This window comes from Streptomyces rhizosphaerihabitans (genome assembly GCF_025399795.1).
Lineage (GTDB): Bacteria > Actinomycetota > Actinomycetes > Streptomycetales > Streptomycetaceae > Streptomyces > Streptomyces rhizosphaerihabitans.
The window spans coordinates 115,731-136,761 of sequence record NZ_JAODTZ010000024.1; the positions used below are offsets into that span (position 1 = coordinate 115,731).

18 protein-coding genes, 1 pseudogene and 1 riboswitch are annotated in these 21,031 nt (G+C 70.9%); of the genes and pseudogenes, 5 read left to right on the plus strand and 14 right to left on the minus strand.

The genetic code is table 11. The features are described 5' to 3' along the window. Positions 1–188: 188 nt before the first annotated feature. From N4G66_RS23855 to N4G66_RS23880, 6 genes are all read right to left on the minus strand, one after another. A complete protein-coding gene (locus N4G66_RS23855) occupies positions 189–770 on the minus strand; it encodes a GAF domain-containing protein (protein ID WP_261706210.1) in 582 nt (193 codons plus the stop codon). Next, positions 767–1,366, minus strand: a complete 600-nt coding sequence (locus tag N4G66_RS23860; RefSeq protein WP_261706211.1) for a GTP-binding protein — start codon at positions 1,364–1,366, stop codon at positions 767–769. Before N4G66_RS23860 ends, N4G66_RS23855 begins: the two co-directional genes overlap by 4 nt. Beyond that, positions 1,344–1,715: a DUF742 domain-containing protein gene (locus tag N4G66_RS23865; protein ID WP_261706236.1), complete on the minus strand. Its 372-nt coding sequence runs from the start codon at positions 1,713–1,715 to the stop codon at positions 1,344–1,346. Before N4G66_RS23865 ends, N4G66_RS23860 begins: the two co-directional genes overlap by 23 nt. Positions 1,716–1,717: 2 nt before the next feature. Beyond that, positions 1,718–2,152, minus strand: coding sequence for a roadblock/LC7 domain-containing protein (locus N4G66_RS23870; RefSeq protein WP_261706212.1), 435 nt, complete (start codon positions 2,150–2,152; stop codon positions 1,718–1,720). Positions 2,153–2,226: 74 nt separating this feature from the next. Then, positions 2,227–4,287 carry a sensor histidine kinase gene (locus tag N4G66_RS23875; RefSeq protein ID WP_261706213.1) on the minus strand — a complete coding sequence of 687 codons (2,061 nt, stop codon included), beginning with the start codon at positions 4,285–4,287 and terminating at the stop codon, positions 2,227–2,229. A gap of 348 nt (positions 4,288–4,635) precedes the next feature. Continuing rightward, complete coding sequence (locus tag N4G66_RS23880; protein ID WP_261706214.1) at positions 4,636–5,853, minus strand: MBL fold metallo-hydrolase; 1,218 nt, start codon at positions 5,851–5,853, stop codon at positions 4,636–4,638. Between the two features lie 491 nt (positions 5,854–6,344). Here N4G66_RS23880 and N4G66_RS23885 point away from each other — a divergent pair, with 491 nt between their 5' ends. From N4G66_RS23885 to N4G66_RS23895, 3 genes are all read left to right on the plus strand, one after another. Next, on the plus strand, positions 6,345–7,964 hold the full coding sequence (locus N4G66_RS23885; protein ID WP_261706215.1) for a 5-guanidino-2-oxopentanoate decarboxylase: 1,620 nt from the start codon (positions 6,345–6,347) through the stop codon (positions 7,962–7,964). Continuing rightward, the gene (locus tag N4G66_RS23890; RefSeq protein WP_261706216.1) at positions 7,961–9,139 is read left to right on the plus strand and encodes a Glu/Leu/Phe/Val dehydrogenase dimerization domain-containing protein; all 1,179 of its coding nucleotides are present in this window, start codon (positions 7,961–7,963) and stop codon (positions 9,137–9,139) included. Before N4G66_RS23885 ends, N4G66_RS23890 begins: the two co-directional genes overlap by 4 nt. A gap of 241 nt (positions 9,140–9,380) precedes the next feature. Continuing rightward, the gene (locus N4G66_RS23895) at positions 9,381–9,800 is read left to right on the plus strand and encodes a hypothetical protein (protein WP_261706217.1); all 420 of its coding nucleotides are present in this window, start codon (positions 9,381–9,383) and stop codon (positions 9,798–9,800) included. A 225-nt stretch (positions 9,801–10,025) separates the two neighbouring features. Here N4G66_RS23895 and N4G66_RS23900 read toward each other — a convergent pair whose 3' ends face one another. Then, entirely contained in the window at positions 10,026–11,255 is a 1,230-nt protein-coding gene (locus N4G66_RS23900) for an IS110 family transposase (RefSeq protein ID WP_449343317.1), read from the minus strand. Positions 11,256–11,740: 485 nt separating this feature from the next. Here N4G66_RS23900 and N4G66_RS23905 point away from each other — a divergent pair, with 485 nt between their 5' ends. Then, complete coding sequence (locus N4G66_RS23905; RefSeq protein WP_261706218.1) at positions 11,741–12,361, plus strand: TetR/AcrR family transcriptional regulator; 621 nt, start codon at positions 11,741–11,743, stop codon at positions 12,359–12,361. Between the two features lie 283 nt (positions 12,362–12,644). Here the strand turns inward: N4G66_RS23905 and N4G66_RS45965 are convergent. From N4G66_RS45965 to N4G66_RS23915, 3 genes and pseudogenes are all read right to left on the minus strand, one after another. After that, positions 12,645–12,869: pseudogene (locus tag N4G66_RS45965) on the minus strand (SIMPL domain-containing protein); the annotation flags it as partial. Positions 12,870–12,974: 105 nt separating this feature from the next. Further along, positions 12,975–13,760, minus strand: coding sequence for an SGNH/GDSL hydrolase family protein (locus N4G66_RS23910; protein ID WP_261706238.1), 786 nt, complete (start codon positions 13,758–13,760; stop codon positions 12,975–12,977). Between the two features lie 355 nt (positions 13,761–14,115). Beyond that, positions 14,116–15,012, minus strand: coding sequence for a LysM peptidoglycan-binding domain-containing M23 family metallopeptidase (locus tag N4G66_RS23915; protein ID WP_261706219.1), 897 nt, complete (start codon positions 15,010–15,012; stop codon positions 14,116–14,118). Positions 15,013–15,014: 2 nt separating this feature from the next. Beyond that, positions 15,015–15,174: riboswitch (cyclic di-AMP (ydaO/yuaA leader) on the minus strand. A 641-nt stretch (positions 15,175–15,815) separates the two neighbouring features. Here N4G66_RS23915 and N4G66_RS23920 point away from each other — a divergent pair. Then, on the plus strand, positions 15,816–16,613 hold the full coding sequence (locus N4G66_RS23920) for a tyrosine-protein phosphatase (RefSeq protein WP_261706220.1): 798 nt from the start codon (positions 15,816–15,818) through the stop codon (positions 16,611–16,613). 23 nt (positions 16,614–16,636) lie between these two features. Here the strand turns inward: N4G66_RS23920 and N4G66_RS23925 are convergent, their stop codons facing one another. The 4 genes from N4G66_RS23925 to dxs all read right to left on the minus strand — a co-directional run bounded on the left by N4G66_RS23925 (position 16,637) and on the right by dxs (position 21,018). Next, positions 16,637–16,753: a DUF6126 family protein gene (locus N4G66_RS23925; RefSeq protein ID WP_081221928.1), complete on the minus strand. Its 117-nt coding sequence runs from the start codon at positions 16,751–16,753 to the stop codon at positions 16,637–16,639. Positions 16,754–16,782: 29 nt separating this feature from the next. Beyond that, complete coding sequence (locus tag N4G66_RS23930; protein WP_261706222.1) at positions 16,783–17,421, minus strand: helix-turn-helix domain-containing protein; 639 nt, start codon at positions 17,419–17,421, stop codon at positions 16,783–16,785. Positions 17,422–17,668: 247 nt separating this feature from the next. Continuing rightward, on the minus strand, positions 17,669–19,069 hold the full coding sequence (locus N4G66_RS23935; protein WP_261706223.1) for an aspartate aminotransferase family protein: 1,401 nt from the start codon (positions 19,067–19,069) through the stop codon (positions 17,669–17,671). Beyond that, positions 19,066–21,018, minus strand: coding sequence for a 1-deoxy-D-xylulose-5-phosphate synthase (dxs, locus tag N4G66_RS23940; RefSeq protein WP_261706224.1), 1,953 nt, complete (start codon positions 21,016–21,018; stop codon positions 19,066–19,068). The genes N4G66_RS23935 and dxs overlap by 4 nt, the downstream gene beginning before the upstream one ends. Positions 21,019–21,031: the final 13 nt, after the last annotated feature.

A 21,031-nucleotide genomic window follows, 5' to 3' on the forward strand; every position in this document is an offset into this window, starting at 1 on the left:
TTCACCCAGGAATCTGCCGTACGACGGTGCCCTCGGTCCATCGAGGATTTCTTAAGCGCGGCCCCAGCTTTCCTTCACACCCCAGTTCTCCCTAGCCCTGCCCGGGGTCGGATGTCGGAGGGCCGTAGTGGCCCAAGAGGGGGATCGCGGTATCCGGAGGCGACTGCTTGGCGTCCTCCCCCCTCGCGTCAGATCCCGTGGACCCCCTCCCGCCGTTCGAGCTGCTCGACCAGCTCGGCCGCCATCGACTTGATGGTCTCCAGACCCGCCCTTCCCCACGGGCGCGGCTCGACGTCCACGACGCAGATCGTGCCGAGGGCGATGCCGCTGCGGTCGATCAGCGGGGCACCGAGGTAGGAGCGGACGCCGAACTCGTCGACGACCGGATTCCCGGCGAAGCGCGGGTAGTCGCAGACGTCCTCCAGGACGAGCGCCTTGCGGCGCACCACCACGTGAGGGCAGAAGCCGTGGTCCCGGGCCATGTAGCGGTCCAGTTCGAGCCCGCTCCCGTCCGCGACGAGGTCGGTGCCCCTGCCGCTGTCGTCCGGGGTATGCAGGCCGGCGAAGAACTGCTTCTCCTCGTCGATGAAGTTGACCATCGAGTAGGGCGCCGCGGCGACCTGCGCGAGGCGGTCCGCGAAGGCGTCGAAGGCCGGCTCGGAACGCTCCCCAAGACCCAGCCGGCGCAGCCGTCGCACCCGGGCCGGAGCGTCCGTGTCCTCCGGTGTGAGCAGCAGACGACCGGCCGGCCGCGGTGGGTCGTAGGTCATGTACGGGCTCCGTGACTCGGGGAATGTGCCGGTGCGTGGGCGAGAAGGTGACGGACCAGGGACAGCAGGGTCTGTACCCCCGAGCTGGAGATCCGGGCGTCGCAGCACACGACGGGGATCTCGGGGTCGAGGTCGATGGCCGCGCGCACCTCGGCCGGGTCGTAGCGGTACGAGCCGTCGAACTCGTTGACCGCGACGATGAACGCGAGACCCCGCTGCTCGAAGAAGTCGACGGCCGCGAAGCAGTCCTCCAGGCGTCGCGTGTCCGCGAGGATCACCGCGCCGAGCGCGCCCTCGGAGAGCTCGTCCCACATGAACCAGAACCGCTCCTGCCCGGGCGTGCCGAACAGATAGAGCACATGTTCCGGATCCAGGGTTATGCGGCCGAAGTCCATCGCGACGGTCGTCTCGACCTTGTTCTCGATGCCGTCGAGCCTGTCGGTCGAGGCGCTGACCGTGGTCAGCAGTTCCTCCGTACTGAGCGGCGCGATCTCGCTCACCGCGCCGACGAACGTTGTCTTGCCGACCCCGAACCCTCCCGCCACCAAGATCTTCAGTGCGGTGGGGAAGGGGTCAGAGCTGTCGTCGTAATCCATCGAGCACTGCCTCCAGAAGAGACCGGTCAGTGGGGTTGTGGTGGAACTCCGGGGGCTTCGTGGTGAGCGCCCCGCAGTCGACGAGGTCGGACAGCAGCACCTTGGTGACTGCCGCCGGCAGCTTCAGATGGGCGGCGACCTCCGCGACCGAGACGGGGGCCCGGCAGCGTTCGAGGGCCAGGCCGTGCTCGGGGCCGAGGTAGCCGAGGGGTGTGGCTCCGGTGGCCATGACCTGGGAGAGGAGGTCGAGCGCGGTCGTCGGCCGGGTCCGGCCGTTGCTGACGGTGTACGGGCGCACCAGGCGTCCCGCCGCGTCGTCGAGCCAGGGCCCGTCGCCGGCCGCGGCCACGCTCAAGACGTCATCGCCGAGGGTTCGACGGCGTGCTGCCGGGGCGCGGTGACCAGATAGGGCCGGACGCTCTTGACCAGCATCGCCATCTCGTAGCCGAGCACGGCCGCGTCGGCCTCGCGGCCGGCGAGCACGGCGAGACAGGTGCCGGAGCCGGCCGTGGAGACGAACAGCAGGGTCGCATCGAGTTCGACCACGACCTGACGCACCTCGCCGCCGTCCCCGAAACGCACGCCCGCGCTGCGCCCGAGGGAGTAGAGGCCACAGGCCAGCGCCGCCATGTGGTCGGCGCTGTCCGGGTCGAGGCCGTGGACGGACTTCACCAGCCCGTCACAGGAGAGCAGCACCGCGCTCGTGGTGTGCGGTACGCGCTGGACGAGGCCGCTCATGAGCCAGTCGAGGTCGGATACGTGGCCGGTCGGCGCATCGCTCGCCATGGGGGATCGACTCCTTGAGGTACGAAGGTCCGCGGGAGCGGTGGGGGTGGGTGTGGGTGTGCGGGTGGGGGTGGTCATCCGGCCGGTGTGCTCCCGTCGTGCCGGGGGGTGCGGTCGTGTCCGGACGCGGTGTCGCGGGCCTCGTGCGGCGCCTGTACGTGCGTCGTGCGTGCCTCTCGCGGGCGGGCCGTCGGCGTACCGTCCTTCAGGGCTGCGTCCAGGGGGTCGCCGCCGTCGGCAGAGGTGCGCAGGGACAGCTCCCCATGCGCCTGGACCACACCGTCCCCGCGTGGCGCCTCCGGGTGCGCCCGGTCCGGGAACGACGCCGGGGCGGCCGGCTCGGCCGTCGGCGACACCCCCCGGGACGGCTCCGGCAGCTCCCGGCCCGCCCGATCCGCGTCGGCGGCCTCCGCGCGCCCGACCCCGCGCTGGAACGCCGCCATGAGACCCGGGTCGTGCCCGACGAGATACTCCGTGTTCGGGCGGGGAGCGGGTCCTTCGCGCAGTTGGGGAACGAGGTGCTCCTGAGCGCGCCGCTTGGGCAGGTGGGGCCTGTCCATGGTGCCGCGCACGACGTCGGCGCGTGGTGTGGGCGGCAGGGCCGCGTTCTCGGCGGCGGCGAACCGGTCCTCGGGGCGGATGCCGGGAACGGCCTCCGCCGGATTGGGCCGCTCCGTACGGGCGCCGCGCACAGGGAGCGGCGAGGAACCGCCACGACCCGCGACCGGCGCGCCCGGCGCGACACGCGGAAGTGTCTGCTCCCCCCGCGGCGACTGCCGAGGAACCGGGGCCACCGAGCGGCCCCCGGGAAGGGCCGGAACCTGGACCGGCGCCGACCGCGCGGGCCCGGGCCCGATGGCCGGCCGGTGTCCCCCGTTCGTGTGCTGCGGCGGCGCCTGCGTCAGGCCCCCGTCCTCGATGGTGCCCGGCCTTGAACCCAACAGCCCCTGCGGGACCACGAGTACGGCCTGGACACCGCCGTAGATGTTGTTCTGGAGCCGTACGTGGATGCCGTGCCGGCGGGCGAGCTGCGAGACCACGAACAGACCGATGCGCCCGTCCTGGAGCAGGCCGGCGACATTGACCTGGTCGGGATCGGCGAGCAGGGCGTTCATCTTGTCCTGTTCGGCCGCCTGCATGCCGAGCCCGCGGTCCTCCACCTCGATGGCCAGTCCCGAGGTGACGAGGTCGACCCGCAGCAGAACCTGGGTGTGCGGGGCGGAGAACACCGTGGCGTTCTCCACGAGTTCGGCGAGCAGGTGGATGACGTCGGCGACCGCGTGGCCGCGCAGGGTGCCGTCGATCGGGGGCACCAGCTTGACCCGCGAGTACTGCTCGACCTCGGCGATCGCGGAGCGCAGCACTTCGGTCACGGAGACGGGGTTGCTCCACTGACGGCGCGAGACGGCGCCGCCGAGCACGGCCAGGTTCTCGGCGTGGCGTCTGATGCGGGTGGCCAGGTGGTCGACGTGGAAGAGCCCCTTGAGGAGGTCCGGGTCCTCGATCTCGTTCTCCAGCTCGTCGAGGATGGAGATCTCGCGGTGCACGAGGGACTGCAGGCGTCGGGCCAGATTGACGAAGACCTCGACCTTCTGCTCGCTGCCCGCGTGGCTGGAGAGCTGCGAGGCCTGCACGACGGCCGTGACGGCGCCGTCGTGGGCACGGGAGATGTCGGCGGCGAGCAGTTCGAAGTCGTCGGCGTCCACGGGAAGACGGCGGCGCGTCTTGCGCGCGGGCGGGTCCTCACCGCGGCGCAGCCCCTCGACGACGGCCCGCAGATCGGTCTCGGTGCGGGCGCTGGTGCGGCGCAGGGCTCCGATGCGTTCCCGTACGGACGTGGCGGCGCGGTCGGCGGCCACGGCGGCGATCAGGATGCCGGCCAGGGCCACGCCCACCGCCCCGGCGAGGACGGCCCACAGGATCGGGCCGGGCCGGGCGCCGGTGGAGCGGACGGTGAACAGTACGGCGGCGCACGCGCTGAGGGCCACCGCGGTCGGCGGCAGGACCGCGAGGCGCAGCAGCTGGGGCCGCAGGTGCGTCTCGGGCGGCGGAGGGGTGGCACGGGCGACCGGTCGTCCGTGCCGCCCGCCCTCACGGCGGTCTGCGCGTGCGGCCGGTGCGCGAAGGTGAGACATCGGCGTCCTCGTACTGGATGCGTCGGGGGCACGGAGCTCCCGCGGGTCTGCGCGACTCGGGCGTGTGCCATCGCGGTGCTGGTCGAGAGAGCCGAAAAAATCGGCCCTGCGTCGCCCGTCGGCAACTGACAGTAGTCGCCAACGCATCATGTGCGGTGGGCTGTTGACAAACTCCCCCAGGTAGCGTCCCGCTCTGGTATGAGGCGTCGTACGACTGACCGATAACCCCGTCGGACACACGTTCACATCGAACCCTGGACCCGATCAGAGCTGGTCAGAAGCGGTCACAAGCAAACGGCGAGGGCCGAGGAGCGTTTCGCCCCTCGGCCCTCGCCATGGATCGGTCGATCAGCCCGCGGACACCACTTCGGGCTCTCCGGTGCCCTCCGTGGAGCCGTCGGCGATGTCACCCGGCGTATCGGCGGCGGCCTCCTCGACGACCGGCCAGCCCTCCTTCGGCGCACGGGCCACACCGCGCCACCACGGCTCGGAGGGAACGGTCTCGGCCGCGGGCTCGAAGGGCTCGCCGGGACGGGGCAGCGCGACGCGCGCTCCGGCCGCACGGGCGGCGGCCAGCGTGCCCTCGCCCGGGTCGGACCAGGCGTGGGTGGAGAGATTGAACGTCGCCCAGTGGATCGGCAGCATCACTCCGGAGGGCTGCCCGCCCTGGAGGTCGAGATGGGAGCGCATCCCCTCCTGGGGCGTCATGTGGATGTCGGGCCAGAAGTCGCTGTACGCGCCGATCTGGATCATCGTGGCGTCGAACGGGCCGTGGGCGGCGCCGATGTCCTTGAAGCCCTGGAAATAGCCGGTGTCGCCGCTGTGGTAGATCCGGTGCGCATCGCCCTCCGCGACCCAGGAGGCCCAGAGGGTGTGCTGCGTGTTGCGCAGGCCGCGACCGCAGAAATGGCGTGCCGGCGTCGCCGTCAGGGTGATTCCGCCGACCTTCGTCGACTCGTGCCAGTCCAGCTCGCGGATCCGGTCCGCCGAGATGCCCCAGTGCTCCAGATGGGCTCCGACGCCGAGCGGCACGGCGAACACCGTGTCCGTGCCGGCCAGCGCCTTGATCGTGGGCATGTCGAGGTGGTCGTAGTGGTCGTGCGAGATCACCACGACGTCGACCGGGCCGAGCGCGGCCAGCGGCAGGGGCACCGGGTGCAGCCGCTTGGGACCGGCGAAGGCGAACGGAGAACAGCGATCACCCCAGACCGGGTCGAACAGCACGCGGTGGCCGTCGATCTCGGCGAGGACGCTGGAATGCCCCATCCAGGTGAGCCGCAGCCCGGTCGCGGCGGGCCTGGCCAGGTCGGCGAGTGTCGTCGCGTGCACCGGCACCGTCCCGGCCGGGGAGCGGTGGGCGCGCTCCTCGCTGCGGAAGTAGACCTTCGCGAACTCCAGCATCGAGCCGTCGGGGCGGGTGCGGGCGTTCTCCGGGTTCTGGAAGACACCGTCCGCGAAGTTCGGCGAATTGCGGATGCGCCGCATGCGCGCACCACCCGGATCCGCGCCGAAGGCGGCGGGCCGCAGCGCGCGGAGCCCGGAGCTCAAGGTACGGAAACCGGTCACGGATACCTCCAGATGGAGTCGGTCAGGCTTTCATTATGGTCGTCGCCTCTGACAGCGCCGGGTCGTCCCGGTCACAAAGCGATGTCCGTGGCCCTGGGTCTGTATGTGCTCAACCCCGGCGCGCCCGCGCTTCTTCCGCATGGGGGAAACGTTCTGCGCGCCACCGCGCCCCCGGGTGGCCGCCGGTGACCCGTCACGGTGCGAGCACATCCGGGTACGGACCGAGTTCACCGAGCGGACCCGCGCCGCTCCACACCGTCGCACCGGGGCACGCCGACGCCGCTACTGACGATCGATTCAGTGCGTCGACATGACCCGACTCCCACTCCGATACTGACTCATGATTCAGTAGACCGGTAACCGTCCCGGTGGCCCGAGAGCCACACCGGCCCGTCCACCCCTGGAGACACCGTGTCCGACCTCCCCGCCGCGCCGGCGAAGACCGAGGGCGCCCCGGACATCGTGCGGCGCGTCATCGCGCGGAGCCTGTGATGGACGAGACGCTCACCGGCGGCGAGGCACTCGTCCGCGCCCTGTGCGGCCACGCCGTGACCCGGGTCTTCGGCATCCCGGGAACGCACAACCTGGAGATCTACCGCCACCTGTCCTCGTACGGCATCCGGCACGTCCTGACGCGCCACGAACAGGGCGCCGGATACGCCGCCGACGGCTACGCGCGCGTGACCCAGAGCCCGGGTGTCGTGATCACGACGACCGGTCCCGCCCTGCTGAACGCGGCGGCGGCCGTCGGCCAGGCGTACTCGGACAGCGTGCCGCTGCTCGTCGTCTCCCCCGGAATGCCGCTGCGCCATCCGCGGCTCGCCACCGGTCTGCTGCACGAGACGCGCAGTCAGACGGAGGCCCTGCGGGGCGTGGCCGCGTTCAGCCATCGCGTGTCCTCGGTCGCGGAGATCGACGCGGCGGTGGCACGCGCCTTCACGCTCTTCCGCACCCGTCGGCCGCGCCCCGCGCACATCGAGATCCCCCTCGATCTACTGGAGGCCGCCGAGGAGACCGGTCCGGTCCGCCTCACCCCTCCCGCCGTTCCCCTCGCCCCCGTAGCGGCGGCCGTGGAGCGGGCCGCCGAAGCCCTGCGCGGGGCACGCCGTCCGGCGCTCGTGCTCGGCGGCGGAGCGCGCGGCGCGGCCGTTCCGGGCGTCGCCCTCGCCGAGACGCTGGGCGCTCCCGTCCTCACGACGGCCAACGGCAAGGGGATCGTTCCCGAGACCCATCCGCTGTCCCTCGGCGTGTCCCTCCACAGCCCCTCGGTCCAGAAGTGGCTCACGGAACGCGACGCGGTGCTCGCCGTCGGTACCGAACTCGCCGAGTCCGACCTGTGGTCGGCGCCGCCCGCCCTGAACGGCACGCTGATCCGCGTGGACCTGGACCCGGACCAGATGTACGCGGGGCTCCCGGCGGACATCGCCGTCGTCGGCGACGCGCGGCTCGCCCTGACGGCCCTGCTCACCGCCGTCGAGTCGCCCGGCGGTGCAAGCCGCCGCGCGCGCGTGCCGGACGAGGACCCCGTCCGGCGGGCCGCAGTCCTGCGGGCCGCCCGCAACGCCGAGACCGCCGGACGGGACGCCCGCTGGATCCCGTACCTGCGGGCCGTCCGTTCCGTCCTCGCCGACGACGCCGTGATCACCTCGGACAGCGCCCAGTGCTGCTACTACGGAGCGCTCCCCCATCTCCCGCTCGGCCCCGGGGGCCGCTATCTTCACCCGACCGGCTTCGGAACGCTCGGCTACGCGCTGCCCGCGGCGATCGGTGCCAAGGCGGCGTGCCCCGAGCGTCAGGTGGTGGCGCTCAGTGGGGACGGCGGCCTCCAGTTCACGGTGCAGGAACTGGCGACCGCGGCACAGCTCGGCCTCCCGCTGCCCGTCGTGGTATTCGACAACGGCGGCTACGGGGAGATCCGCGACGAGATGGCCGCCCGGGGCGACACCCCCACGGCCGTCGACCTCGCGCCGGTCGACCTGCCCGCCCTGGCCCGCGCCTACGGGGGACAGGGCACGCACGCGTACAGCCCGGACGAGCTGACCGCCGCGCTCACCGAGGCGCTGCGCACCCCCGGCCCCACCCTGATCGCCATCCCCGAGGAGACCCCATGACCGCCCCCCTGATGACGCTCACCTGGACGGACCATGTCACCGGCCGCCCGGGATACCTCGTCGTCGACCGGCTCGTGCGCGGCGTCTCCAGCGGCGGTCTGCGGATGCGGCCCGGCTGCACACTGGAGGAGGTCACCGGGCTCGCCCGTGGCATGACCATGAAAGAGGCCCTGCACTACAACCCCGAGGGCCGGTACATCCCGCTGGGCGGCGCCAAGGGCGGCATCGACTGCGATCCCCAGGACCCGGCGGCGTACGGTCTCCTGGTGCGCTATCTGCGCGCCATGCGCCCGTACATCGAGGCCTTCTGGACCACCGGCGAGGATCTCGGGCTCAGCCAGGACCTGGTCGACCGGGCCGCCGAGGAGGCGGGCCTCGTGTCGTCCATCCAGGCCGTGTACCCGCTGCTCGACGACGAGGCGGCGGCCCGGAAACGGCTCGCGGACGCCTTCGCGGTCGAGGTGGACGGCATCGGCCTCGACGAACTGGTCGGCGGCTGCGGAGTCGCCGAGTCGGTGCTCGCCGCCCTGGACCGGGCCGGGGTGGAGTACGCGGGAACGCGCGTCGCCGTGCAGGGCCTGGGGACCATGGGCGGGGCGACGGCGCGCTTCCTCGCGCGCGCGGGGCTCAAGATCGTGGCCGTCGCCGACGTCAAGGGAACGATCGCGAACCCGGACGGCCTCGACGTCGAGGCGCTGCTCGGGGCACGGGACGCGTACGGGACCGTCGACCGCGCGGTGCTGCGCCACGCCGACCGTGAACTCCCCGGCGACGCCTGGCTGTCCGCCGACGTCGAGGTGCTGGTGCCCGCCGCGGTCTCCTACGCGATCGACACGGCGAACCAGGAAGGGATCAGGGCCCGTTGGATCGTCGAGGCGGCCAACATGCCCGTCCTGGCGGACGCGGAGCTGCTGCTCGCCGCGCGCGGGGTCACCGTCCTGCCGGACGTCGTGGTCAACTCCGGTACGAACGCCTGGTGGTGGTGGACCCTGTTCGGCGACATCGGCGCCGACGCGGACGAGGCGTTCGCCCACACCCGGAGCTCCATGCGCGCCCTGATCGACCGGACCCTCGCGCGCGCGGAGGCCGACGGCACGACGCCGCGGGCCGCCGCCCACGCCATCGTCACCGACCGGCTGCCGGTCATCGCGGAGCGGTACGGGTGGTACCGGTGAGGACGCGGAGCCGCTGACCGCCCTCCGCCGCGAACTCGCCGGGCCGGTGCGAACTCGTCGGGCCGGTGGCCGGTCCGCCGCCCGGCCACCTCGGGAGTCCGTGCCTGGAGTCCGCGCCCGGGAGTCCGCGCCCGGAGCGGCGATTCCCTGGCGGGAATTGAGCCGCGGGCCGGGCCGCAGCAGAGTCGGTGTCGTCAGAGCGACCGCGCGAGAACGCGCACCGACCCGCACGAGGAGCACCATGTCCGCCATCGACGCGCAGGACCTGATCGAGCGCTACATCGGCGTCTGGAACGAGCCCGACGCCGAGATCCGCCGCAAGTGCGTGCACGAGCTGTGGGCCGAGGACGGGGTGCATCTCCTGCGCCCTCCGCAGGAGATGCACGACCGGGCCGTGTCCCTCGGCTTCGGCACCGCCGTGCTTGAGGCCAGGGGCCACGACGAGCTGCACGCGCGCATGACACGTGCCTACGAGGAGTTCGTGGCTCCGGGGACGTACGTCTTCAGGATCCAGGAGCCCGCCCGCCGGCTGAACGACGTGATCACTTTCCGCTGGGAGTCCTTCCGCACCGGGGACGGACAGGTCACGGGTGGCGGGCTGGAGTTCCTCGTCCTGGACGAGGAAGGCCGCATCAAGGCCGACTATCAGTTCGTCGACTGAGGTCGGCCGCAGTCGACTGGACCCGGCCAGCCCGGATCGGGCCGACCCGGGCCGATCGAACGGCCGGGCTCCGGACGGGACGGCTGGACTCCGGACGGGACGGCTGGACTCCGGACGGGACGGCCAGGCCCCCGGCGGGACGGGCGGCGCCGCCCCGGGGGAGGTGCCAACTCCTGTCGGGCCTCTCCCCAAAGGGCTGTGTAGACACCTCAGGGGCCTAAGTCGTCAAGCGGCGGCGGCGAGTTGGCTGGGGAAGGCGGTGTGTTCGTCGAACAGTTTGCGTTGCTGAAGGCAGTGGTAGAGCTGGCCGATCATGCGGTTGAAGAGGTTTCTCTGGGCGGCGGCGTGCCAGTCTCCGTGGTCATCGCGGCGGCGCCGGTAGTGGGAGTTGGCGCCGGGTGAGGCAGTGATTGATGAGAAGGCCCATAGATAGCCAGCGTGGTTGAGGCGGTCGTTTTTCACCCAGCGTCGGGTGATGCTCGACTTCTTGCCGGAGGCTCTGGTGATGGGCGAGGAGCCTGCGTATGCCTTCAGCCCGCGGGCATCGGCGAACCGTTGCCGGTCATCTCCGATCTCGGCCAGCACCCGGGCGCCGAGCTGGATGCCGAGGCCAGGGAAGCTGAGCAAGATCTCAGCGTCCGGATGCTGGGGGAAGGCCTCCTCCACTGCCTTCGCGAGGCCGTCGGCGGCCCTGCAGGCCGCTTCGAGCTGGACCAGGAGAGCGAGCATCTGCTTGCCGAGGGCATCCTCGACCAACAGAGCCTGGCGGGGCGAGTCCGAACGAAGGGTCTCGCGAAGCCGCTCAGCGTCCGATTCGATGCCGCGCGTGCGGCCGGCCCGTTTGAGCGCGGCCTGCAGCTGGGTGCGGGTCAGCCGCGCGGCTCGGGCAGGGGTCGGAGCGAGTCTGAGAATCTCGTGGGCCTCGTGGCGGCAGAGACCGTTCTGCCAGATGGAGAAGGCGTCCAGGGCGGCCGGGTAGTACTCGCGCAGCAGAGACCGGAGCTGATTGGAGACCTGCTGCCGGTTCCACGTCGCGTCCTGCTGCGCGCGGGCGAGGACGGTGACGGCTCGGGCCAGGTCACTGTCCTGCGGCAGCGGCCGGTGGGCGTGCATGTCGGTGCGCAGGATGTTCGCCAGCACCAGTGCATCACCGGGGTCGGACTTCTTGCGCGAGACGCTGTGCCGGTCGCGGTAGCGGGCCGCGGCCAACGGATTGATCGCGAACACCTGCCGCGTGCCGGTCCGCAGCACCGCCACCAAGAGGCCGCGGGACGTCTCGATCGCGACAGGAATGGGGCTCTCATCGGTGTCGCCGTACTCAGCGAGCAGATCCAGAAGGACCTTGTAGCCGGCCGCATCGTCGGTGATGTGGCGCTTGGCCAGTAACTCGCCGGTGTCGTCCACCAGGGCAACGTCGTGTGTCTTCTCCGCCCAGTCGATGCCGCAGTAGATCAAGATGTTCCTCCCTTTGGTGTAGTTCGGGCTCGTCACGAGCTCACGCGGAACCACGCGGCGACCTAATCCCAGGACTCAGCGCGGGGGCTGGTCCGCCACCTCAGCAGCCGTTCGTGGCACCAGTTCACCTCGCGGGCCTCGGTCTGCGCTGGAGCTCGGACGGCTCGGGCGTATCGAGAGGTCACCGTGCGGCGGACTCGCGTCACCAACACCAACGAGGCTTCATGCAAATGGTGTTGACGCCGATGGCAGCGCGAGGGCACCAGACGTCGCCGCTCTGGATAGAGGAATGCAGGCCCCGGACGGCTCAAGGCATCCGTCCGGCGCCCACGCCACCACCACTATGAGTACCGAAACCGCACGCCGATCTACACAGAGGCCTTCTTCAGCCCGGGTTGCCGAAGACGTCGCGGTCCCGCACTCGAACAGACCAGAGGAATGGACCTCCTTCAGCACTGTCCTTGGCAAGGGATTAGGGTTGCCGCGTGGCGAGAGTGCGGTTGAGCGTGGCGGAACGGCGTGAGGAGTTGCTGCGCGCCGCCGTCGAACAGATCGAGGCGCGGGGCGTGGCGGCGGTACGGATCGCCGACGTGGCCTCGTCCCTCGGCGTGAGCAACGCGCTGGTGCTCTACCACTTCTCGACGAAGGAGAAGCTGGTCGCCGCCGCGTTCACCTACGCGGCCGAGGACGACCTCGCCCATCTGCGCAAGCTGCTCGGCCGCCGTACGACGGCACTGCGACGCCTTCGTACCGCCGTTCGCTGGTACGCCCCGACGGGGCAGGCGAAGGGCTGGCGCCTGTGGATCGAGGGCTGGGCGGTCGCCCTGCGTGAGCCCACGCTGCGCGAGGTCACCCGCGATCTCGACAGGCAGTGGAAGGCCGCGATGACCGAGGTGATCGCGGAGGGTGTGGCCGCGGGCGAGTTCCGCTGCCCGGACCCCACGAGCACGGCCCTCAGACTCACGGCGCTGCTGGACGGACTGGCCGTCCAGATGACGGCGTACTCGGGAGCCGTGTCACGGGCGCGGACCCAGGAGTGGGTGGACGAGGCCCTCGCCCGTGAACTGGGCCTTGAGCGCGAGGCGTTGATGGCGGCGGTGCGCTAGGGCCTGTCCGACCATTCCCGCCGGGCCCGCGGCGCCTGGCACCGCACTCCCCCGAGCTCTTCGAGCAGGGGGGACCCCCACGCCGCGTTGTCGGGCATACCCGAGTACGCCCAGCACGAGGGCGACCCTCCACCTCGCGACGCACGGCACCGGACGCCGCGGTCCGATCCGACGTGAATTGCCAGACAAGCCCTGGCACGGCTGCGGGGCGCGGTGCTCCGGCGCTGCGCTGCGCGCCGCCTCGGTCCGGTTCGTACACCGCCATGAGGACGACAGAGTCCCGGATCCCGCCGGGAGCGACCGGTACCCCTGATCCGCCCTGACCGAGGGCGGACGCGGCGACCGGTACCGGGCGGGACGCGGCGCTGCCGCCCTCCGTGAGCGAGACCAGCCGGCCCAGGCGGTGACCGCCGGGCCGGGCGTACTGGAGGGCCTTGGTGTGCGCGTCCTGGTACGCGGACCCACGGGCTCGGCCGTGCCCCGCCCCGCGCCACTCCCGCGCTCTCACCTCACCGGTCGAGCACGGCCCACCCCGTACGCCGGCGCGATCCCAGGCCGGTCGAGCCCGGCCCGGACCCGCGCCGCCCGTGACGCGACCGGGGGTGGCCCTGTCTCAGGCCACCGACTCGATGCGCATCTTGATGTCGTCCGGTGACAGGGTTCCCTTGGCCGCCACGTGATCGCCCGAGGACTCCCCGCGCAGCCGCCGTCCGATCCACGGGACCAGATACTCGCGCGCCCACTGGATGTTGTCGCGGCGCATCTCGAGAGTGCCGCGCGGCGGGAGGGGCGGCCAGGGCTGGTCCGGGTCGGCGGGTACGTCGAGGCCGAGTACCTGTCCGGCCCGGAGCGCCACCCGGGTGTGTCCCTCGGGCGAGAGGTGCAGTCGGTCGCCGTCCCAGGCGCGGCGGTCCTGGATCGTCTTCAGGGACCAGAGGTCGAGGACGGGACAGCCGTAGCGGTCCGCGATGGCCCGCACATGTCCGTTGTAGGTGGCGATCTTGCCGCGCAGATGCTTGAGCACGGGGACGCCGCGGGTGTCGAAGCCGGTGGTCACCATGACGGTGCCGACGGCGGAGGTGAGGTCGGCGATCGCGCGCTCGAAGCGCTCCGCGACCTCGTCGGGGTCGGTTCCGGGGCGGATGATGTCGTTGCCGCCCGCGCAGAACGAGACCATGTCCGGGCCGAGTTCCTTGGCCTTCAGGAGCTGGGTCTCGACGATCTGGTCGAGCAGTTTGCCGCGCACGGCGAGGTTGGTGTAATTGAAGTCGCCCTCGGGTCGCCGGTCCGCGAGAAGTACCGCGAACCGGTCGGCCCAACCGACGAACGCCCCGTCGGGCCCAGGGTCGCCGACGCCCTCGGTGAAGCTGTCCCCCACCGCCACGTACGACCCGATCACTGATCTGTTGTCATTCTTCGAATCGTCTGCCACATCGACACATGATTCACCTTCGGATGTGAGCTACGCGACCGTAGGGAAGGGTTGACGGACGGTGAGATAAGCCACTCGCCAAGCATTGGTCAACTCTGGAATACGGCTCGGATCAAGGACGTTGAAGGAGCGATCACCCACGGACCGCGGGAATCACGGGAAATCGCCCGGCGGTCACGCGCCTTGCCCGACGGTGGTCACGCGCCTTGTACGGGAAACACTGAAGGCCGGACCCCGGGGATCATGGGGTCCGGCCTTCGGTGTCGCGGAGGCCGTCCTGCCGTCAGGATCAGGGCAAGCCTCATGAGCTCAGGGTGAGGCGTCAGCCGACGGCGACACCGTGCGAGCGCAGGTAGGCGACCGGGTCGACGTCGGAGCCGTAGTCCGGCGTGGTGCGGATCTCGAAGTGCAGGTGCGGTCCGGTGACGTTGCCGGTCGCGCCGGAGAGGCCGACCTGCTGGCCCTCGGTCACGGTCTGCCCCGCCGAGACGGACAGGGACGACATGTGGGCGTACTGGGAGTACTTGCCGTCGGCGTGCTGGATGACGACCTGGTTGCCGTAGGCGCCGCCCCAGCCCGCGGAGACGACGGTGCCGGCGGCTATGGACTTGATCGTGGTACCGGTGGGAACCACGAAGTCCACGCCCGTGTGGTAGCCGCTGGACCACATGCTGCCCGCCACCTTGTAGCCGGTGCCGACGGAGCTGCCCTGGACCGGCAGGGTGTAGCCGGAACCGCTGCTGGTGGAAGCGCCGTTGGAGGCGGCGGTGTCGGTGGCCGGGGTCGCCTGGTCGGTCTTCGCCGCCGAGGTCGTCGCCCGGGTGGCCGCGTGGGTGGCCGCGTGGGCGGCGCCGGTGGAGGCGGCCTTCTTGCCGAGCGACAGCTTCAGACCGGGGTGGATCAGCGACGGGTCGCCGCCGATGGCGGAGCGGTTGTCGGAGTAGATCTTCTTCCAGCCGCCGCTGACGTTGTGCTCGTCGGCGATCTTCGAGAGATAGTCGCCGGTCTTCACCGCGTACGTCTTCGTCGTGGCGGCCTTCGCGGCGGCGGTCGCGGCCTTCTCGACATGCTGCGTGACGGCGGTGGCCGGGGTCGCGGCGTGGGCGCCGGTGGCTCCCATCAGCGGCAGCGCGAGTGCGGCGCCACCGGTTCCGGCCACGGCGATCGAGCGGGTGAAACGCAGGGACTTGGGACGGCGGTGCTTACCCTTCGCGGGCATGACGATTTCCTCTCCGGCGCCTGCGGGGTGAGCTGTCGGGTGCGGGCTGGAGATGCCCGGCCACGCTGCTGCGTGGCTGTACCCCTAGCCTGTTCCGGAGACCGGACCAGGCGCGGAACCTGTGGGTCCCCCGCTCCTGCCGTGTACGGGTGAGTGTGCGGATTCCGGGCGGCGGCAGGATTGGGCGTCCGTCCGGATTGAGGCAGAACGTAAGCGAGATGAGAGCGCGTCGACAACTACGTGCGCTTTCTGCGCACTCACCTTTCTTGATCCAGGCGGGAATTGCCGTCACCCTCTGTGGACTGACGATCTTTCCGGCCCCTCAACACGCCGGTAATTGCGGGCGGATTGAGAAAGGAGGACGGCAACGCATCGTCACGAATATGACGCTCCTCACGCGACTCGTCCCAGGGTGCTTCATTCCAGGGCCAGTTGGCACGAAGGCGCTAATTCGGACAGAACAGTCAGATGCGATGTTGCCTGACAACCATCACATTGGGATCTCCGGGTAGGTCGGCACGCAAATCGGCATGTAGTGATTAGAAAGGCAGTAATGCCACATCTATGAGCAATTCACCCCGTCGGTCGCACGCGACTCAAGGCGTGGCCGGGCGACTAATTCGAACGTACGTACCCATGAGACAGTCTCATCAACGGCGTTTCGTCCGAGACGCGACGCCTGTGGACAACTCATTGCCCCAGGAACCCATGTCGTATCGTCGAGAGCGCTAGCCGGACACAACTGCCGACGAGCGACGCCGAGTCCACCCGGCGGCGCCGGCGGCCGAATGGGAGGAGCCCCCGTGACGCAGCAGGTCCCGTCGACCGAGCCCGAGCTCGGCGGAGTGCGCAACTTCCGCGACGTGGGCGGCCTGCCCACCGCGGACGGCCGACGAGTGCGCTACGGGCACCTGTTCCGCAGTGGCCACCTCGCTCACGCCACGGAGGAGGACGCCGCGTTCCTCGCCTCCCTGGGACTCCACACGATCTTCGACTTCCGTAATGGCGCGGACCAGAAACTGGAGGGCCCGGACGTCGAGCTGCCGGGCGTACGGAACGTGAACCTCCCGCTGACCGACCCGGCGGACGGCAGCGTGTTCTGGAAGATGGTCCGCGGCGGCGATCTCGACCAGTTGCGGGCGATCCTCGGCGACGGCAAGGCCGCGAACCGGATGGTCAACTCCTACCGCGCGATCATCAAGGAGCGCACGGCCGAGCACTCCCAGGTGCTGCACGCCCTGGCCGAGGACAGCGTGCCCGCCTTGATGCACTGTGCGGCCGGCAAGGACCGCGCCGGACTGTCCATCGCCGTCACCCTGCTCGCCCTCGGCGTCGAGCGCGACGCGATCGTGGCCGACTACCTGGAGTCGAACGCCGCGCACCGCCGCTACAAGGTGCGCCGCGACAGCTCCTCGCCCGACGCGTACTCCCCCCAGGTGATGGAACTGCTCAGCCCCCTGTTCGACGCACGCGCCGAGTACCTGACGGCCGCGTTCGAGACGATCGAGGAGACGTGGGGCAATGTCGATGTCTACCTGGAGCAGGGACTAGGGATGACGCCGGAGCTGCTGGAGCGGCTGCGCGAGCGGCTGCTGGACTGAGCCGGGCCCGCAGCCCCGGGTTTCTACTGGTTCTGCGCGCCCAGCGTGAAGAGCAGGTAGACGAAGGCCGCGAAGAGGTGGCCGACGGCGACGTAGATGATCAGCCGCACCCACAGGGCGCGCGGGAACTTCTCCTCCATGGACCGCCGGCGGGGTTCGGTGGGTTCGGTCATGACGTCTCTCCCGAGGTGGGGTGGCCCGCCGCCGGGCCGAGGCACAGTGCGGCGACGGGGCTCTGCAGCAGGGTGTGTACGAAGAGGAGCTCGGCTCCGTCGCGCTCGGCGGCGGCGATGCGGTGCGGGGTCAGCGAGTCGAAGTGGGCGCTGTCCCCCGGCGCGAGGACGTGCGCGGTGTCCCCGAGGCGCAGCCTGAGCCGCCCCTGGAGGACGTACAGCCACTCCTCGCCCGGATGGACGCGCACGATGTCGCCCTGCGAGCCGTACGGGACATGCACGCGCAGCGCCTGCATACCGCGGCCCGCGGCGCCGGCCTGCCAGTAGGTCCAGCCGCCCGCCGGGGCCGGTTCCATGTCGGCGGCCCGCACGATCGCGTCACGGTCGGCGACCGTCTCACCGAGCAGTTCGGAGACCGTCGTACCGTAGACACGGGCCAGCGTGAGCAGTATCGGCAGCGAGGGCTGGCGCTGCCCGGTCTCCAGACGGGAGAGATGCGCGGGCGAGAGTCCGGCGGCGCGGGCGGCGGCCTCCAGCGTGAGGGAGGCACCGCGGCGCAGCGCGCGGAGCCGGGGCGCCACGGCGTGCAACTCGGCGGACGGCTCGTCGGCCGCCCCTGGATCTACAGGGCTCATACGGCCATTGAGCCCGATGATTGCCTCTGGGGCAATTTTCTTGCCCCAGAGGCAAAGAGGCCGGTGTCTGCGACACCGGGTCCACGGCCGAGTCGACGCCGGGTCCTCGCCACCGTCGACGCCGGGTCCTCGCCACCGTCTGCGCCGCGCTCCGCCCCGGGGCGACGCCGCTCCCGCGCCCGAGCCGGCGCCGCACCCCCTCCGCGGCCACGCGGCGACGACGGAGACCCGCCGGAACGGCCGGGTCTCAGCGGTTCGCCACCGCCTGCTTCACCAGCGTCTTCCCGAAGTCCCACATGAGCCCGCCGCCGCTGTGCGCGTCCTCCATCACCGCGCTGAAGGCCTCCACGAACCGGTCGACATCCCGCTCGTCGATGACCAGCGGCGGGATCAGCTTGATCACTTCCAGGTGGTCGCCCGAGACCTGGGTGAGGATGCGGTGCCGCTGGAGCAGCGGGACGACGACCATCTGCGCGAACAGGCCCTTGCGCGCGGCCTGCAGCATGGTCCAGCGGCTGCGCAGCTTGAGCGACGTGGGCCGGCCGAACTCGATGCCGATCATCAGCCCCCGGCCGCGTACGTCGCTGAGCAGCTCGTACCGGTCGACCAGGGCCGCCAGCCGGGACTTGAGCTGTTCTCCGGTGATCCGCGCGTTGGCGACGATCTGCTCGTTCTCCATCACGGAGAGCACCGCGAGTCCCGCCGCCATGGCCTGCGCGTTGGACCCGAAGCTCGCCGAGTGCACGAGGACCCGGTCCATCGAGGAGTAGACCTTCTTGAAGATCCAGTCCTTGCCGAGGGTCGCGCCGACCGGCACATAGCCTCCGGAGAGCGCCTTGGCCACGCACACGAGGTCCGGTTCGACGCCCTCCTCGTGCTGGTAGGCGTAGAAGTCGCCGGTGCGGCCGAGGCCGGTCTGCACCTCGTCCGCGATGAGCAGTGCCTTGTGCCGGTGCAGCAACTCCTGGGCGGCGCGCAGATATCCGGGCGGGGACTCGTGGACGCCCTTGCCCTGGATCGGCTCCACGATCAGCGCGGCGACGTCGCCCTTCTTCAACTCCCTCGCCAGGGCGTCGAGATCACCGAGTGGGACGGCGGTGTCGGGCAGCAGGGGTGCGAAGCCGTCGCGGAAGCCGTCCTCGCCGTTCACGGACAGGGAGCCGGTGGTCAGCCCGTGGAAGGCGTGCGAGCAGTACAGGATCCGCGGCCTGCCGGTGGCGTACCGGGCGAACTTCAGCGCGGTCTCGACCGCCTCCGTACCGCTGTTGCCGAAGAACACCCGGTCCAGGTGCGGGCTGTGGGCGAGCAGTCGCTCGGCGAGCAGGCCGGGCAACGGCTGGCAGTCGAAGCGGGTGAGGTCGGCGAGCGAGGCGTCGAGGACGTCGTGCAGCGCCTGCCGGACGACGGGGTGATGGCGGCCGAGGCCCATCACCCCGAACCCGGCGAGCATGTCCAGGTAGTCGTTGCCGTCGGCGTCCCAGAAGTGCGCGCCCTCGGCCCGCTCGTACACCTTGTCGAAGCCGATGGTGTGCAGCATGCGCGGGAGCTGGTGGTTCAGGTACTTCGTGTGCAGTTCGTAGCGCTCGGCTCCGCGCTCGGCGAGGAGTGCACCGAGGTCGAACTCCCCCTTCTGGGCAGGGTCGGTCATTCCTGTTTCTCCTTGGACGACTCATCCTCGGCCGACCGGTCGGCGGCCTTCGACAGCTCGTACGCGGCCTTGGCCCGCTCGTCCCTGATCGCCAGGCCCGCGCTGATCCGCCCGGCGATCTCCACGGGCGTGAGCCCGATGTCGGCCAGCACCTCGGCGCGCTTGGCGTGCGCGAGGAACTGCTCCGGGATGCCGAACCGCCGTACGGGCACGTCGACTTCGGCGTCCCCGAGGGCCAGCGCGACGGCCGCGCCGACGCCGGATGCCCGGCTGTTGTCCTCGACGACGGCGACGAGCCGGTGCTCGGCGGCGACGTGGGGCAGCGCCGGGTCGACGGGCTTGACCCAGCGCGGGTCGACGACCGTGCAGCCGATGCCGCGGGACTCCAGGAGGTCGGCGGTCTGGAGACAGACCGGCGCCATCACGCCCACCGCGACGAGCAGCACCTCGGGGTGCTCGCCCCGGTGCAGGACGTCGAGCCCGCCCACATGGTCCACCGCGGGGATCGCCGGACCGACCGACTCCTTCGGGAAGCGGATCAGGGTCGGCGCGTCGTCGACGGCGACCGCCTCCCGCAGCTGGGCCCGCAGCTGGTCGGCGTCGCGCGGCGCGGCGATCCTGAGGCCGGGCACGACCTGGAGGATCGACATGTCCCACATGCCGTTGTGCGAGGCGCCGTCGACGCCGGTGACCCCGGCCCGGTCGAGGACGAAGGTCACACCGCAGCGGTGCAGCGCGACATCCATGAGGAGCTGGTCGAAAGCCCGGTTGAGGAAGGTCGCGTACACGGCGACGACGGGATGCAGACCGCCGGTCGCGAGTCCGGCCGCGGACACCGTGGCGTGCTGCTCGGCGATGCCGACGTCCCACACCCGGTCGGGGAACCGCTCGGCGAACTTCCCGAGCCCCACCGGATGCAGCATGGCCGCCGTGATGGCCACGACGTCCGCGCGCTCCTCGCCGATCCTGACGATCTCCTCGCCGAACACGGAGGTCCAGGAGGGGCCGTTGGACGGCGCGAGCGGCTCGCAGGTGAGCGGGTCCATCACCCCGACCGTGTGGAAGTGGTCCTCCTCGTGCGCGAGCGCGGGTTCGTAGCCGCGCCCCTTCTCCGTCAGGCAGTGGACGAGGACGGGTCCGTGGAAGCGTTTGGCCCGGCGCAGCGCGGACTCCACGGCCCCCACGTCGTGACCGTCGATCGGGCCGACGTACTTGAGCCCGAGGTCCTCGAACATGCCCTGCGGCGCGAAGGCGTCCTTGAAGCCCTTCTTGGCGCCGTGCAGCGACTCGTAGATCGTGTTGCCGACGAGGGGGGTGCGCAGCAGGACGCTCTTGCCCCAGGCGAGGACCTGCTCGTAGCTGTCGGTCGTCCGCAGGGTCGCGAGATGGTTCGCGAGGCCGCCGATGGTCGGCGCGTACGAGCGTTCGTTGTCGTTCACGACGATGATCAGCGGCCGGTCCTTGGCGGCGGCGATGTTGTTCAGCGCCTCCCACGCCATGCCTCCGGTCAGGGCGCCGTCGCCGATGACCGCGACGACGTGGCCCTTCTCGCCCTGCACCTGGTGGGCCTTGGCGAGCCCGTCCGCCCAGCCGAGCGCGGTCGAGGCGTGGCTGTTCTCGATGACGTCGTGCTCGGACTCCTCGCGCGAGGGATAGCCGGACAGGCCGCCCTTGCCCCGCAGCTTGGAGAAGTCCTGACGCCCAGTCAACATCTTGTGTACGTAGCTCTGATGGCCGGTGTCCCACAGAATGCGGTCGACGGGCGACTCGAAGACCCGGTGGAGGGCGATGGACAGTTCCACCACTCCCAGATTGGGTCCGAGGTGACCGCCGGTCCTGGCGACCGCGTGCACCAGGAACTCCCTCACCTCTTCGGCCAGTTCACCGATTTCCGCCTCGGACAGCGCCTTCAGGTCGCGTGGTCCCCGGATGTTCTCCAGAATCGTCACGTCGGGCCCCCTC

Bases quoted from the DNA above. Each gene is read 5' to 3' on its own strand.
- N4G66_RS23855 (WP_261706210.1), bottom strand. From the start codon at position 770: ATGACCTACGACCCACCGCGGCCGGCCGGTCGTCTGCTGCTCACACCG.
- N4G66_RS23860 (WP_261706211.1), bottom strand. From the start codon at position 1,366: ATGGATTACGACGACAGCTCTGACCCCTTCCCCACCGCACTGAAGATC.
- N4G66_RS23870 (WP_261706212.1), bottom strand. From the start codon at position 2,152: ATGGCGAGCGATGCGCCGACCGGCCACGTATCCGACCTCGACTGGCTC.
- N4G66_RS23875 (WP_261706213.1), bottom strand. From the start codon at position 4,287: ATGTCTCACCTTCGCGCACCGGCCGCACGCGCAGACCGCCGTGAGGGC.
- N4G66_RS23885 (WP_261706215.1), top strand. From the start codon at position 6,345: ATGGACGAGACGCTCACCGGCGGCGAGGCACTCGTCCGCGCCCTGTGC.
- N4G66_RS23890 (WP_261706216.1), top strand. From the start codon at position 7,961: ATGACCGCCCCCCTGATGACGCTCACCTGGACGGACCATGTCACCGGC.
- N4G66_RS23895 (WP_261706217.1), top strand. From the start codon at position 9,381: ATGTCCGCCATCGACGCGCAGGACCTGATCGAGCGCTACATCGGCGTC.
- N4G66_RS23915 (WP_261706219.1), bottom strand. From the start codon at position 15,012: ATGCCCGCGAAGGGTAAGCACCGCCGTCCCAAGTCCCTGCGTTTCACC.
- N4G66_RS23925 (WP_081221928.1), bottom strand. From the start codon at position 16,753: ATGGAGGAGAAGTTCCCGCGCGCCCTGTGGGTGCGGCTGATCATCTAC.
- N4G66_RS23930 (WP_261706222.1), bottom strand. From the start codon at position 17,421: ATGAGCCCTGTAGATCCAGGGGCGGCCGACGAGCCGTCCGCCGAGTTG.
- N4G66_RS23935 (WP_261706223.1), bottom strand. From the start codon at position 19,069: ATGACCGACCCTGCCCAGAAGGGGGAGTTCGACCTCGGTGCACTCCTC.